Genomic DNA, 14,631 nt, shown 5'->3' with positions numbered 1-14,631 from the left:
CCGTGATGCCGGGCGAATGGCCCTCGCGCAGCACGAGTTCACGCTCACCAGGGGCGAGCACGTCGATATCGCCCACCCGGCGGGGCCCGGGTGGTCCCCCACCCCCGCGGGCCCCCCCCCCCCCGCGGCAGGATGGCGGAGTCGACCGCAGCCCTCGGGACCACCGGCTCATCCGTACGCCGAGTTCAGAGTAGGTCAGGCTTACCTAAGTGGTCAAGTGTTTGCGGTTTCGTCTCATTAATGTCTCATAAATCGTCTCATAATTACTCCTTGAGGTACCGGTAGGCCGTTGCTCGCGAGATGCCGAGGGCGGTGGCGATCTCCGTGGCGCTGCGCTGCTCGACCCGGCTCATCCTGCGCGCCGCGGCGACGCCCTCCTCGTCGAGCAGCGCGGGTCGACCACGTTGCACGGCAACAGCATTCCGCTCATCGGGGTACAGCAGGTTCACCCCGGCCAGCACCTCCGCACGCAGGGCGTCCGGTGACTCGTCCGCGAACAACACCACCGGGTCACTGAGCACGCCTAATGCCTGCACGGCGCGCACACGATCGGACAACGTCGGATTCGGGCCCGCGACCAGGACGTTCGCCGCCAGAATCAAGTCACGGAACCGCTCGAAGATGCTGCCCGACGCGGCGAGCGCGAGGTCGTTGACATTGAGGCGCAGCAGATACCGATGCTCGATGTACACGTCGAGAATGCCTTCGAGGGCCTGCCTGCGGGCGACCCGCGGATCCGGGTCGGCCGCGGCGGCCATGGCGTCGGCCAGCGCGACGAGCAGCGGCTCGGCCAGCCCGGCGAGGATGTCGTACTTGCTCGGAAAATGGTAGAGGACACCAGCTTTGGAGATATCGAGCTGGTCGGCGATCGCCCGCACCGTCGTGCGGTGGTAGCCGTGCGCGCTGAACAGGTCCATCGCGACGGCAAGGATGCGCTCCCTGGTTCCGACCGCTGCGTCATCACTCATCGGCGCATTCTATCCCTTGACTGACCAACGGTCAGGCGCCTAACGTGGCGACTGACCACCGGTCAGTCACTGAGGAGTCGTCATGTCGACCAATCCCCGCATTCTCATCTCCGGCGCCAGCATCGCCGGCCCTACTCTCGCCTACTGGCTCGCCCGGCACGGTTTCCGTCCCACCGTCGTCGAACAAGCTCCGACCCTGCGCGCGGGCGGCAACGGCGTCGATCTGCGCGGCGCGTCGATCGGCATCGCCGAATCCATGGGGGTGCTGCCCGCGCTGCGTGAGCGCGCCACCGATATTCGGGCGCTCACGTTCGTCGATACCGATGGACAACGAGTCGCCACCATGCCGACCAGCACATTCAGCGAGCCCGGCGACCTCGAGGTGATGCGCGGCGACCTCGCCCGCGTCCTCTACGACACCACCGCCGACGACGTCGACTACCGCTTCGGCGATTCCGTCGACACGATCACCCAGGACGGCGACGTGGTCCAGGTCGGCTTCGCCGGTGGCACCAGTGCGGAGTTCGATCTCGTGATCGGCGCCGACGGATTGCATTCGCGCGTGCGCAATCTCGCGGTGCTGCCAGAGAAGGACGCTGCGCATCCACTCGGGCTCGGTTTCGCGAGCGCCACCGTCGACGTGGCCTTCGGCGCGCAGCGGACGGTGACCCTGCACAACACCCCGGGCCGGGTCGCCGGGGTGTACCGATCCGGCAATCACACCGCGGCACAGGCATTCTTCGCCTTCCGCACCTCGCGCGAGTTCGAGTTCCCGCGCGACCGGCAATCGCAAGTCGACCTGCTGCGCGAACAATTCGCCGGCGCCGGATGGGAAATCCCCGCCCTCCTCGACGCGGCCACCGCCGACCCGACCTTCTACCTCGACGCGATGACCCAGATCCGCATGCCGGCCTGGTCGCGCGGACGAATCGGACTGGTCGGCGACGCCGCCTACTGCCCCACCGCCTTCTCCGGCGCGGGCGCCGCACTGGCCGTCGAGGGCGCACACCTACTCGCCACCGGACTCGCCGCGGGTGCTCACGAAGCGGCCTTCGCGCGCTACGAAAGCAGCTTGCGGCCGATTGTCCGGGCTCGCCAGCGTTCGGTCGGTCCGGGCAGCGCCATGCTCGTGCCCGCCACGAATACCCGGATCTGGCTGCGTAACCAGCTCACCCGGCTGATGGTGTTGCCGCCGTTGGCCGCCCGGGTGTTCCGGGCGGACCGCGCCGCGGCGGCCTAGATCCAGCCGCGGCGATGCTTCGGCACGTGACGCGCCGGTAGCGTTGCCCGTGGCTTGCTCAACACGATCGCAATACTCCATGATCGCTGTACCTCTATGTTTCCGAGGCTTGTGTCGATGGTGAAAGCTCATGTTCTGGGCGTACGACGACCAGGGGTGGGCGCGGCGAGAGAGGCAAGATTTCGTGAGTAGTAGTCGTATTCCCCGGTGGGCCGTGCAGGCGGCGATGTGCGCGGCGATGGTCGGGGCCGCGGTCGCAGCACCCGTCCAGGCCGAACCGCTGTGGCCGGGCGGGCCCGATGTGCCCGGCGTGCCCGCCATCATTCCCGCCCCGCCGCCGGAGCCCGTGGTGGCCCCGTGCAGCGAGAAAGCGCGTGCGTGCCTGCAGCTGTCGACCAATAACGCGTGGTTGATGGACAACGGCAACGTCACCTTCGGGCCCAGCCCGATGTCACACGGCCGTCCCGGCTACGAAACGCCCCCCGGAGTGTTCAAGGTGGCGTTCAAGAAACCGTTCCACTGGAGCACCTTGCACAACGCACCCATGGAATACGCGGTGTTCTTCAACGGCGACATCGCCTATCACATCGGACCCACCGAGGAGCAGTCCCACGGCTGCATCCGACTGACCCCGGAGGGCGCGAAGGCGCACTACGAGTGGCTGGAACCGGGCGACATCGTCGAAGTTGTTCCCTGAGTCCTGATTCGAGAAAGGGGAGGCCGGTCATCGGTCTCCCCTTTTCGCGTCACCGAGGTGGTCAAGGCGTCGAAGAGCCAGAGTTGGGCGGCGCCGGAGGTGACGGCCGCGCCGGTGAATGTTGTTGTCAGGTGCCAGTATCGGCGGACTCGGTGGTCCGCGCCCGCGGCGTCGGTGAGGAGCTGGCGGCGGAAGGCCGCGGTGTCGCGGCGGCCGCGGGCGGTGGCGTGGACGTCGACGTAGTGGTCGAGTTCGGCGCCGGGGTGGGGTGGGTGGCCTGCGGCCACGAGGGGTGCTGCCGCGACGCAGGCATCGGCGACGTCGAACAGCAGGCGGCGTTCATCGCGGATGCCGGGGGTGCTGCGGTGGCGGAGGGTGTCGTACATGGCGGTCGCGATGTCCGGGTTCGAGACGGCGGCAATCAGTTCCGCGTAGGCGATGAGGTGTTCGGGGTGGGCGTCGGCGGTCAGTTCGGGGACGTTCATGCTGAGGAAGCCGTCGATGGCCGAGGTCGGTAGCGGGGCGAGTTGTCGGCGCCAGAACGCGACCAGCACATCGTGGGCGGCTCGCGGATCGATCACGGCGGCAAGCAGATTCAGGTGCTCGTCGTGGATGTCGGGGGCCGCCGATTCGACAGCGCGCAGCAGCGCCCGACGACGGTTCAGCGCGTCGAGCTCGTCGTCGACGGCTACCCGTTCGGCCGCGATCACCTCCGCGATCGATCGGGTGCCGTCCAGCACGTCCTCGATCGCCGTGAGTCCGATGCCGAAGGAACGCAACCGGCGCAACAGCAGGAGTCGATCGACCGCGCCTGGTTCGAACACTCGGTGCCCGGTCGGCGAGCGCGCGGCAGCAAGGAGGCCCGCATCGCAGTAGAACCGGACCGTTCGCACCGCGACACCGGTTCGGGCGGCGAGCTCGCCGATCGTCAGATACGTGATGTGGGTCACTTTCGCTGGCACCTCCACCTCGGTGGAACTCCTACGGTACCGAGGACACCCACGTGAAGGAGACTCGACGATGACCGCACACGACACGATGAACGACACGATCTGGCAGGCAGTGGCCCAGGAGCGCGCCACCCTGATCGAATTGCTGCACGACCTGCCCGAATCGGCGTGGGATGCCGCGACGCTGTGCGCGGGATGGCGAGTTCGCGACGTGGTGGCCCACCTCGTGCTGGCCACCCGCGTCACGATCACCGCCCTGCTGGTGAACCTGATTCGCGCTCGCGGCAACACCGACCGTCTCGTTCACGACACCGCCGTCCGGCACGCCGACCGAACACCGACCACCGAATTGCTCGCCCAACTGCGCGCCACGATCGACTCCAGAGCCATCCCGATCGGCACCACACCCATCGACCGGCTGATGGATCTGCTGGTTCACGGGCAGGACATCGCCGTCCCGCTCGGTATCGACCGGGTCATGCCGCCGACGGCAGCGCGACTTTCGCTGGACCGCGTGTGGACGATGGGCGCACCGTTCCACGCGCGAAAGCGTCTGGCCGGATACTCCCTGACCACCACCGACGCCTCCTGGACCGCGGGAAGCGGCACGCCGATCACCGGCACAGCGGCAGAACTGCTGATGGTGGTCACCGGCCGCACCTCCCCCGATGATCGAGGTAGCCGACCGTAGCCATGCGATGGCATCGGCCCGCAACTCCATGACGTGCGGTGCAAATCCATTACGTGCGGTGCAAAGATATCGAAGCTCATATAGTGCAACGCATTGCGATCCGCAGCACCGGCGAACGGGTGCTGCGGATCGCTTCGATCGGCGGGATCCCGCGCCGGTCAGACAGCGGCGGTGGTTCGCTCGGTGTCACCCACTGCCGCCGAGACCTCTGTTGTCTCCTCAGTTTCCGGAACGGACGTCGCACCGGCCGGGATCCGGCGCAGCAGCGCGACCGCCAGCACCGCACCCACCGCGGAGAGCACAGCGGCGGCCCAGGCCGCGGCGTTGAGGCCGTTGGTGAACGCCTCGCGGCCGGCGGCCACGACGGACTCGGCGACCTCGGCGGGCAGGGACTCGGCCGAACTCAGCGCGCCGGGCAGGGTTTCCGCGGCGGCGCCCGCTTCGCCCGACATTCCTGCCCGGTAGACCGCCGCTCCCATACTGCCGAGCAGGGCGACGCCCAGTGCCACACCCAGATCGCTGGCAGTGCTGTCCACCGCCGACGCCGCGCCCGCCTTCTCCGCGGGTGCCGCACCGATGACCAGGCCGGGGATCAACGCCATGGCCGGGGCGATGCCCGGGTACAGGATGTAGAAGCCGACGATGAGCAGCGGCAACCCCGCCACGCTCTCGACCTGGGTGAGCGCCAGATAGCCGACGGTCGACAGCGCCAAGCCCCCGGCGATCACATACGCCGGACGGACACGGCGGGCGATGGCCGGGGTCACCGTCGAAACGATGACCAGCGCGATCGCGGCAGGCAGGATCCACAGTCCGGCCTGCAGCGGCGACTGGGCGGCGACCAACTGCAGGTACTGGGTGAACAGCAGGTACACCCCGCCCAGCGCGATCGCGGCGAGCATGTACACGCCGAGCGAGCCGCTGAACGTCCGGTTCGCGAACAGGCGCACGTCGAGCAACGGGTCGGACAGTCGCAGCTGCCTGCGAACGAAGACCACCGCGAACCCCACACCGACGAGCAGGGTGAGCACCGACTCGGCGGTGAACCCGGTCTCGGCCAGCTTCTTCACGCCGTAGACGAACGGCAGCAGCGCGGCCAGCGACAGCGCGACGCTGATCGGGTCGAGCCGACCCGCCTGGGGCGCACGGTATTCCGGAATCAGCACCGGCACCGCGAGCACGACGAGCGCCATCACCGGCACGCCGATCAGCATGGACGCACCCCACCACAGCGAGTCGAGCAGGAGCCCGCCGAGCAGTGGGCCCAGCGCCACACCGGCCGACACCGATGCCGCCCACAGACCGATGGCGGTGGCGCGCTGGCGGTCGTCGCGGAACATCGTCGTGATCAGCGACAGCGTGGCGGGCATGACGGCGGCCGCGCCGAGACCCATCAGCGCACGCGCCCCGATCAGCAGGTCGGGGCCGGGCGCGAACGCGGCAAGGACCGAGGCGATGCCGAACACCGCGGCACCGGCCAGCAGCAGCCTGCGACGGCCGAGCCGGTCACCGAGGGTGCCCATGGTGACAAGGAACCCCGCCATCACGAACCCGTAGATGTCGTTGATCCACAACAGCTGGCCGCTGCTGGGCGACAGGTCCGCCGCGATGTAGGGGGTGGCCAGGAACAGCACGGTCATGCTGAGGAACAGCAGCACCGTCGGCAGGAGCAGTACCGCAAGTCCCAGCCATTGGCGGGTACCTGCCCGCTCGGGGATATCGGTGAACTCGGACATCAGGGTTTCCCTTCGAGGACGATTCGAACTGGGACCGACAGTGCCGGGCCGCACTTCGGGAACCCTTCGGGTCGACTCCAGACGACCTCGAGCTGCCGCCGCCGGGGTATCGACGCACCCGCACCCGGGCCGTTTAGGGTGGGTGAATGCGTTTCGGAGTGCTCGGTCCGTTGGCGGTCTGGACCGACGATGGACAGGCCGTCCGGGTTCCAGAACTCAAGGTGCGCGTTCTGCTCGGCGCGCTCTTGGTCGAACCGGGCCGGATCGTGCCCGCCGACCGGCTCGTCGAAGATCTGTGGGGTACGGCGTTGCCCACCAACCCGGCGGGTTCGTTGCAGACCCGGGCCTCGCAATTGCGCCGGGTTCTCGGCGACGCCGAAGCCGGCGGGCGGGAGTTGCTGGTGTCGCGCTCCCCCGGCTATGTCCTCGAAGTCGCCGCGGGCGCGGTGGACTCCCAGGTGTTCCAGCAGCTGCTCCATCAGGCGCGCGCGACCGACGAGACTGACACTCGGGCAACACTTCTCGCGGAAGCACTAGCGCTGTGGCGCGGCGAGGTACTGGCCGACCTCGCCGATCACGACTTCGCGCGGATTCCGGTGCTGCGCCTCGAGGAACAGCGACTCACGGCCGTCGAGGAACTCGCGCAGGCCCGGATCACCCTCGGCGAACACGATCGGGTCGCCGGCGAACTCGGCGAGCTCACCGCGCTACATCCGCTGCGCGAGCGGCTGCGCGCGGCCCACATGCTGGCGCTGTACCGGTCGGGGCGACACGGCGAGGCCCTTGATTCTTATCGGCGCCTGCGCGAACACCTCGCCGAGGAACTCGGTCTCGACCCGAGTCCCGAGCTCGCCGCCCTGCATCGTGCTGTGCTGGAACAGGATCCGGCCCTCGGCGCGCCGGTTCGGCCCGCACCCACCGCGCCCGTGACACCACGCCCCGCGCTGCCCGTGCCCGCGACCTCGCTCATCGGGCGCGAAGACGACCTCGCCGCGATCGATGCGCTGATCCACGCCGAACGGCTGGTGACCCTCACCGGCCCGGGCGGAGTCGGCAAGACCCGCCTCGCAGTGGCCACCGCGGCCGGGCATTCCGCGCGTGAGGGCGTGTTGTTCGTCGAGCTCGCCGGGCTGTGCCTCGGTGCCGACCCGGACAGCGCGTTGACGACACTCACCGAGGTCGTGACGGCAGCCTTCGATGTCCGTGACGACTCCGCGGGATCGAGCCCGTTCCCGGTACCCGACAACGGAACTCAGCTCGCTCATCTGGCCGACGCGGTGCGCGGCAAGCAATTGCTGCTCGTGCTCGACAACGGTGAGCACGTGGCCGAGGCCGCCGCCACGCTCGTGTCGCGGCTGCTGGCCGCCGCCCCCGACCTGCGAGTACTGGTCACCAGTCAGGTGCCGCTGAACATCGCGGGCGAATTCATCTGGCACGTGGCACCGTTGGCCGTGCCCGCCACGAGCGATACCGGAGCGGCCGACATTTCCCCAGCCGCACAGCTTTTCGTCGAACGTGCGCGCTCGAGCGCACCCGGCTTCACCGTCACCGTCGACAATGCCGCCGCGATCGCGACCATCGTCACCCGTCTCGACGGCCTGCCGCTGGCCCTGGAACTGGCGGCGACCCGGGTCCGCGCGCTCGGCGTCCACACCCTCGCCGAACGGATCGAGGACCGTTTCACGCTGCTGTCGTCCGGCTATCGGGACGCACCGGATCGGCAGCGCACCCTGCGCGCGGTGATCGATTGGAGTTGGGAACTCCTCGATGAACCCGAACGTGCTGTGCTGCGCCGACTTTCGGCCCATGCCGACGGCGGCACACTGGAATCGGCCGAGGCGGTCTGCGCGGGTGGCGCTATCGCGGGTCCCGACGTCGCGGAGTTGCTGGCCCGCCTGGTCGATCGTTCCCTGATCATCACACCCGCCGCCGATGTCCGCCCGCGCTATCGCCTGCTGAAATCGATCGCCGCCTACGGTGCCGACCGGCTGCGCGACAGCGGCGAGGAATCCGGCACGCGGCTGCGGCATCTCGCCTACTACCTCGCGTTCGCCGAACGCGCCGACCAGCACCTTCGTACCGGTGACCAGCGCCGCTGGCTGTCTCGGCTGGACGCCGAATCCGCCGATCTGCGCCGGGCACTCGAAACCGCCCGTGCCGCGGGCAGATCCGCGGACGCGCTGCGATTGGTCAACGCGCTCGCCTGGTACTGGGTGATGCGGGGACGCCTCGCCGAGGGCATCCGGTCCCTCGGCATCGCCCTCGCGGTGCCCGGCGAGACCGATGCCGCCGCGCGCCGGGTGGCGCTGCTGTGGCGCGGCGCGCTCGAAGTCGGTGTCGGCCGCACCGTCGACACACTGCCCGCCGTGACCGAGCGACCCACACCGGCGGAACTGCGTGCCCGCTGGTACCTCGCGCACGTGTACTCCGGATTCGCCGCCCAGCAGGGGATGGACGACGCGGCCGACCTACGAAATGCCTTCGCCGACAACGCCGACGACTGGGGTATCGCGGCGGCCTCGGTATCACTGGCGCGGGACGCGTTCGCCCGCGGCGACCTGGCAGGCCTGTGCGAGCACGCCGAACGCAGCCGGGATCTGTTCGCGCGGGTAGGTGATCGCTGGGGCCAGGCCCTCGCGGGCTTCCTGCTCGGCAGCCATGCCGAAGTGACCGGCGACCTCGATGCCGCCCGCGACTGTCACCGCAGCGCGCTGGCCACCGCCGAAGAACTCGGGCTATGGACCGAAGTCGGCGAGCGGCTCACCTCGCTCGGCCGGATCGCCTTGCTGCGCGGTGAGCTCGACCGCAGCGCCGAACTCCACGAGCGGGCCCGTCGGGTGGCGGTCGATCAGGGACACCTGGTCGGCGAGGAATCCGCGGTACTCGGGCTCGGCCTGGTCGCCCGGCGCCGCGGCGACCTGGTCGCGGCCCGCGAGTACCTCGGCACCTGGCTGGACTGGCATCTGCGGTCCGGATCGCATTTCGGCGCCGCCCTGATCCTCGCCGAACTGGGCTTCACCGCCGAACTCGCCGGTGACGCCGACGAAGCCGAACACCAGCACCTGCGCGGACTCGACTCCGCCCTGCGCACCGGCGATCCCCGCGCCCACGCACTCGCGCTGGAAGGTCTCGCCGGCGCGCGTTCGCTCGCAGGGTATTCCGCGTACGCGGCTCGGCTACTCGGCGCCGCCGACACCCTCCGCCGGTCCACCGGCGCTCCGCTGCCCGAGGCCGAACGCGGGGATGTCGACCGGATCGAGGCACGCATCGTGGCCGACATCGGCGCCGACCGGCTCACCACCGAACTCGACGCGGGCCGGACCACCGACCCCCACACGCTGCAGACGGAGCACGCCCGAAGTCCATCCTGAGTCCGTCCGAAGTCCACCGGTGCACGGTGAACCCATGACTCACACCGTGACCGACAGCCCCGATCCCTCGGTGACCGACCACGTCCGCCGCTACCTCGCCACCGACGGGCGTGACGGCTTCCTCGAAGGCGGCACCACCAACCTCGTTCTCACCACCATCGGCCGGCGGACCGGAGTACGCAGGCGCACCGGACTGTTCTTCGGCCGCGACGGCGACCGCCTCGTACTGGTGGCCTCCGGATCGGTGCCCGGCCGTACCGAACTCCCGCAGTGGTACCGGAATCTGCTCGCCACACCCGAGGCAGATGTCCAGGTCGAGGCCGATCGGTTCCGTGTGCGGGCCCGGGCTACAGAAGGCGCGGAGTATCAACGACTCTGGCAGTTGATGCTCGCGCAGGCACCCGTCTACCGGCACTACGCCCGACTGGCCGCGCGGCCGATTCCGGTTGTCGTGCTCGAACGCGTCGAGGAGCAGCAGTGAGTAACCGCACGCGCGCCCACGTCCGCACGTTCGCCGATATCAAACCCGACTTCGACGCCATCGTCGGCGCCATCAACTACGCGACCATGACCACCGTCGACGCCGAGGGCCGACCGCGCTCGCGCGTCCTGATTCCGGTCTGGGAAACCGATACCGACGACCCGGTCGGCTGGCTCGGTACCTACCGCACTCCGGTAAAGGCCGCCCATATCGCGGGAAATCCGCACGTGACGTTCTCCTACTGGAGCCCGGCGCAGAACACCGTCGCCGTCGATACGGTCGCCGAATGGACCGATGATCCCGGCGAGCGCGCACACGTGTGGGACCTGTACCGGCACGGCAGCCCGCCCGGCGCGGGCTACGACCCCGGGCAGTTCTGGCAGGGACCCGACGACCCCGCCTTCCAGGTGCTTCGCCTCGACCCGTGGCGGATCCAGGTGCTGCGACGCCGGGATCTGGTCAGCGGAATTCCGGCCCGCATCTGGCGCGGCCTACTCCAGGGGGATTGACAGATTCGGCGGCGAACGTGACCGTTCGCCGTCCCGCTGACGGGATTGGACGTCTGTACAGGTCACGGCGCGATCCTTCGTGACAGATACCAACATCCGTCAACCCTTCCATCGGGAAGGATCCCTGTCCGAATTGCGCGAATCAGACGATTTCCTTGCCGAAGAAAATAAGCGGAGCTACGTTACCCACATCACAACAGCAGATATCTGATTGTGATCCACATCCCGGCCGACGGTAACCCCATTTTCCGGCGGGATGCTTACCAATCATGCAAGGAGATTCACCATGGGTTCGCTGACGGAGATAATGATGGCCGCAATTGCGGGACTGGGTTCCATGGTAGAGGGCGACGGGCTTCTCGCCGTCTTCCTCGGCTCGGTCGAGGCCTTCTTCCCGTAAACCGCGTCACCCGACGAACACAACCGAACTCGAGAACGGGTTCGATTTTCAGCTCACCCGAGGAGAACAAACATGGGATCGCTCTACGAATTGATGCAGACCGGCGCAGGAAGCTTGAGCGAGGCCGTTCTGCCTTTCATTCAAGCACTGATCACGGTCAGCGGCGGTACGCCGACACCGGGTAAGTAATACGCGGCAAGACAATCGGGGGCGGGCCGTTCACGGTCCGCCCCCCCCCCAATCCAACCGACTACACAGGGTGGTGTCAACGCCGCATTTTGATAGCTGATGCACATAATGATTCACGGGTATACACCGGAAATAAAGAGGATTGCCGACGCCACAACACCTACTAGGAGTAAGAGCAACGGCGCATCACCCAGCAACACTAAGCCAGTCGAGCGCGACCCGCTTCGGCCAGACAGTCGCGGTAACTACAGGTCACACGTAGTCCGAGACGAACATCGCGGCAACCGTTCAGCTGCTTCCATCGGGAAAGAAAAAAATGAACGAATCAGGATGAGTGAAACATCGGGTTGCCACACTTCGGAGACGGCGCTACGTTACCGGCATCACATCAGCTACCGATTGTGACAATCACCCGAACCGGGGCTACCACCCCAGTTCCGGGGGCTGGACAACAGCGAAAGGAGATACATCATGGGCTCATTCGACGAGCTGCTGCTCGGCATCCTGGGCGGAATGGCGTCCGCGAACTCGGGCGACCTCCTGCTCGGGACTTTCCTTGGCTCGGTGGAAGCGTTCTTCCCGTGACCTGACACCGGTCGACACCGTCGATTCAGCCCAGATGTCGAATTTCCCCATCTTCAGGAGTAACACGTGGGATCCCTTTACGAATTGTTCGCGACAGGTATGGCCAGCCTCGGAAACGGCGCCCTGCCCTTCGTCGACGCGCTGATCAGCCTGAGCGGTGGCACACCCCCCGGCGGCGTCTAGCCACCCGCCTCAGGCGCTGATCAGCGTGAGCGGTGGCACCCCCACCCCAGGCAAGTAATCCCAGCGAACGTAGTCAGCGCGGTTCGGGGGTCGGCCACACTGTGGTCGGCCCCCGTTCCCGCCCGAGAAGTCAGCAGGCTCGCAACACCATGAAGAACGAAATGCTCCGCGCCGTCATGTCGGCCGTCTGTGTCATGGCAGTCGCCGCGACGCCCGTCTTCGTCGGCGGCGCGCAGGCATCGGCCGCGCCCGGCGCGCGCCTGGTGAGCCGGACGCAGTCCGCCCAGGTCGCCGATATCAGCGTCTACTCCCCCGCCATGGATCGCACGATCGCGCTGCGGGTACTTCGACCGGCCGACACCTCGGTCCCGGCACCGACGCTGTATCTGCTCAACGGCGCGGGCGGCGGCGAGGATTCGGCCAACTGGCCAGGTCAGACCGATGCCGGCGGGTTCTTCGCCGACAAGCATGTCAACGTCGTCATCCCCATGGAAGGCGCGTTCAGTTACTACACCGACTGGCAGCGACCGGACCCCGGCCTGGCGAAGAACCTCGAGAACAACGGCAACAACATGTGGACGACGTTCCTCACCCAGGAACTGCCGCCCGTGATCGACGCGGCCTTCGCCACGAACGGCGTCAACTCGCTGGCCGGCATCTCGATGGCGGGAACCTCGGTCCTCGATCTCGCGATCCAGGCGCCTGAGCTGTACCGCAGCGTCTCCGCGTACAGCGGCTGCGCGATGACCAGCGATCCGATCGGCCGCGCCTTCGTCTCCCTCGTCGTGCGGATGGGCGGCGGGAACACCGAGAACATGTGGGGTCCGGAGTCCGACGCCGCGTGGCGCGAGCACGATCCCTACGTACAAGCTCATCGTTTGCCGAATATCCCGATCTATATTTCCGCGGGCACCGGATTGCCGGGGCCGCACGACACGCTGTCGAATCCGCGCGTGCATATCAACGGAAAGAATCCGACGTCGATTCTGACGAATCAAATGCTCGTCGGCGGTGGCATCGAAGCCGCGACGGCGTATTGCACGGCGAGTTTGGCGCAGCGGACCCGAGAGCTCGGCCGCACGAATATCACCTACAACATCCGCCCGACCGGCACCCATTCCTGGGGCTACTGGGAGGACGACCTACACGCCTCCTGGCCGATGATGGCGACAGCCCTTGGCATATGAGCGACGAACTCCGGGTGGGCACCCAGCGGCTGAGCCCACGCGACGCGGTGTTCGTCTACGACGAGACCGACCGGCACCTGTCGAACATCGTCGCGGTCTACTTCGCGGACTCGTCGGCGCCGCGGCACGAACCGTTGACGATCGCGCAGGTGGCGGACTGGGCGCGGGCGAGCATCGGGCACGCGCAACTGTTCCACCGGCGCTTGCGGCACGTACCGATGGACCTCGATCTGCCGTACTGGGAGCCCGACCACACGCTGTCCGTGCGCGACCACATCACCCTGGACGGGTCAGGCACCTGGGCAGACGCCCGCACACGGATAGCCGAGATCACTTCGGCCCGAATGGATTTGACGCGACCGCCGTGGGAGCTGCACGTGCTGGATCGTGTCGAGGGCGTACCGGGGATGCCGGGCACGACCACGATCGTGGTGCTGAAGTTCCACCACAGCGTCGGCGACGGTGTCGCGACCAGAGCGCTCGAGCAGCACCTGTTCGGAACGGGCTCCGCGCCCGCGGTCCAGCTGGACAGGGCACGGCCGCTGACCACCGCTGTGCGCACGGCCGGTGCGCTCATGAGCGCACCGGTGCGCTTCGGCGCCGGTCTGCGGCGCGCGCGGATGGCCCGGGACGAACTGCGGGCGCTGGTCGACGCGGGCACGGTCCACGATCCCGCCCCGCTACGCCCCGCGACCAGGTTCAACCGCGACATCGACGCGGCGCTGACCTTTCACCTGGTGCCGATCCCGATGTCGGAGGTGCTCGCCGCGAAAGCCGCGGCGACACAGCGGGTCACGATCAACGACCTGATGCTGACCACGATTTCCGGCGCGCTGGCCACCTATCTCGCCGAGCACGACGAGGTGCCCGAGGGCTCGCTGGCCGCGATGGTGCCGATGTCGATGCGCGGTGTCGCCGAATGGGATTCGGCGAATCAGCTCAGCCAGATGATCGTGGACCTGCACACCGATATCGGCGACCCGATCCAGCGGCTCACCGCGATAAAGCAGTCCGCGGGCCGTGCCAAACAGCGCACCGCCGATCCGGTGGTGCAACGCACCGAACTGCGGGTGGAGACGGCACCTGCCCTGCTGCTGCGCGCCGCCGGATGGGCAAGGGCGCAACGGCGTTTCGACGACTCGGCGACGGTGCCGTTCTGTAACACCACGATCAGCAACGTGCCGCCGGTGACCGACAGCCTGGTCTTCTGTGGCAGGCCGGTTCGCCGAGCGGTCGGCTCGCTGCCGATTCTCGACGGCGACGGCCTGCGTCACCTGATCACTTCGCAGGGTGACGAGATCGTCATCGCGATCACGACGAACGCCGCGATGATGCCGGACCCCGACCACTACGACGAGCTGATCCTCGCGTCGTTCCGCGAACTCGCCGCCGCCTTGCACAGTCTCGAAAATCCGGCACCTACCGGCGCCTGAGCATCGACGTC

11 protein-coding genes are annotated in these 14,631 nt (G+C 67.9%); 8 read left to right on the top strand and 3 right to left on the bottom strand.

Going from position 1 to position 14,631, the window contains the following annotated elements:
• Positions 1 to 263: 263 nt before the first annotated feature.
• Positions 264 to 968, bottom strand: a complete 705-nt coding sequence (locus tag ACFWPX_RS24635; protein ID WP_378929360.1) for a TetR family transcriptional regulator — start codon at positions 966 to 968, stop codon at positions 264 to 266.
• An 82-nt stretch (positions 969 to 1,050) separates the two neighbouring features.
• Here ACFWPX_RS24635 and ACFWPX_RS24630 point away from each other — a divergent pair, with 82 nt between their 5' ends.
• Both ACFWPX_RS24630 and ACFWPX_RS24625 read left to right on the top strand, forming a co-directional pair.
• A complete protein-coding gene (locus tag ACFWPX_RS24630; protein WP_378929356.1) occupies positions 1,051 to 2,208 on the top strand; it encodes an FAD-dependent monooxygenase in 1,158 nt (385 codons plus the stop codon).
• A gap of 184 nt (positions 2,209 to 2,392) precedes the next feature.
• On the top strand, positions 2,393 to 2,905 hold the full coding sequence (locus tag ACFWPX_RS24625; protein WP_378912856.1) for a L,D-transpeptidase: 513 nt from the start codon (positions 2,393 to 2,395) through the stop codon (positions 2,903 to 2,905).
• Here ACFWPX_RS24625 and ACFWPX_RS24620 read toward each other — a convergent pair.
• Complete coding sequence (locus tag ACFWPX_RS24620; RefSeq protein ID WP_378929353.1) at positions 2,860 to 3,855, bottom strand: MerR family transcriptional regulator; 996 nt, start codon at positions 3,853 to 3,855, stop codon at positions 2,860 to 2,862. The genes ACFWPX_RS24625 and ACFWPX_RS24620 overlap by 46 nt on opposite strands.
• A gap of 70 nt (positions 3,856 to 3,925) precedes the next feature.
• Between ACFWPX_RS24620 and ACFWPX_RS24615 the strand changes: the two genes are divergently transcribed.
• Positions 3,926 to 4,546: a maleylpyruvate isomerase family mycothiol-dependent enzyme gene (locus ACFWPX_RS24615; RefSeq protein ID WP_378929350.1), complete on the top strand. Its 621-nt coding sequence runs from the start codon at positions 3,926 to 3,928 to the stop codon at positions 4,544 to 4,546.
• A gap of 158 nt (positions 4,547 to 4,704) precedes the next feature.
• On the opposite strand, the gene ACFWPX_RS24610 is transcribed toward ACFWPX_RS24615, so the two are convergent.
• A complete protein-coding gene (locus tag ACFWPX_RS24610; protein ID WP_378929348.1) occupies positions 4,705 to 6,282 on the bottom strand; it encodes an MFS transporter in 1,578 nt (525 codons plus the stop codon).
• Positions 6,283 to 6,428: 146 nt separating this feature from the next.
• Between ACFWPX_RS24610 and ACFWPX_RS24605 the strand changes: the two genes are divergently transcribed.
• From ACFWPX_RS24605 to ACFWPX_RS24585, 5 genes are all read left to right on the top strand, one after another.
• Positions 6,429 to 9,653, top strand: a complete 3,225-nt coding sequence (locus ACFWPX_RS24605; RefSeq protein WP_378929346.1) for a BTAD domain-containing putative transcriptional regulator — start codon at positions 6,429 to 6,431, stop codon at positions 9,651 to 9,653.
• A gap of 34 nt (positions 9,654 to 9,687) precedes the next feature.
• Entirely contained in the window at positions 9,688 to 10,134 is a 447-nt protein-coding gene (locus ACFWPX_RS24600) for a nitroreductase/quinone reductase family protein (RefSeq protein ID WP_378929344.1), read from the top strand.
• Positions 10,131 to 10,643, top strand: coding sequence for a pyridoxamine 5'-phosphate oxidase family protein (locus ACFWPX_RS24595; protein WP_378929342.1), 513 nt, complete (start codon positions 10,131 to 10,133; stop codon positions 10,641 to 10,643). The genes ACFWPX_RS24600 and ACFWPX_RS24595 overlap by 4 nt, the downstream gene beginning before the upstream one ends.
• A gap of 1,506 nt (positions 10,644 to 12,149) precedes the next feature.
• Positions 12,150 to 13,187, top strand: coding sequence for an alpha/beta hydrolase (locus tag ACFWPX_RS24590; RefSeq protein WP_378929340.1), 1,038 nt, complete (start codon positions 12,150 to 12,152; stop codon positions 13,185 to 13,187).
• Positions 13,184 to 14,620: a wax ester/triacylglycerol synthase family O-acyltransferase gene (locus ACFWPX_RS24585; RefSeq protein WP_378929338.1), complete on the top strand. Its 1,437-nt coding sequence runs from the start codon at positions 13,184 to 13,186 to the stop codon at positions 14,618 to 14,620. Before ACFWPX_RS24590 ends, ACFWPX_RS24585 begins: the two co-directional genes overlap by 4 nt.
• Positions 14,621 to 14,631: the final 11 nt, after the last annotated feature.

Origin of the sequence: Nocardia sp. NPDC058518 (assembly GCF_042719655.1) — a bacterium.
Classification (GTDB): Bacteria; Actinomycetota; Actinomycetes; order Mycobacteriales; family Mycobacteriaceae; genus Nocardia.
This window is presented reverse-complemented; position numbering and strand designations above follow the sequence as displayed.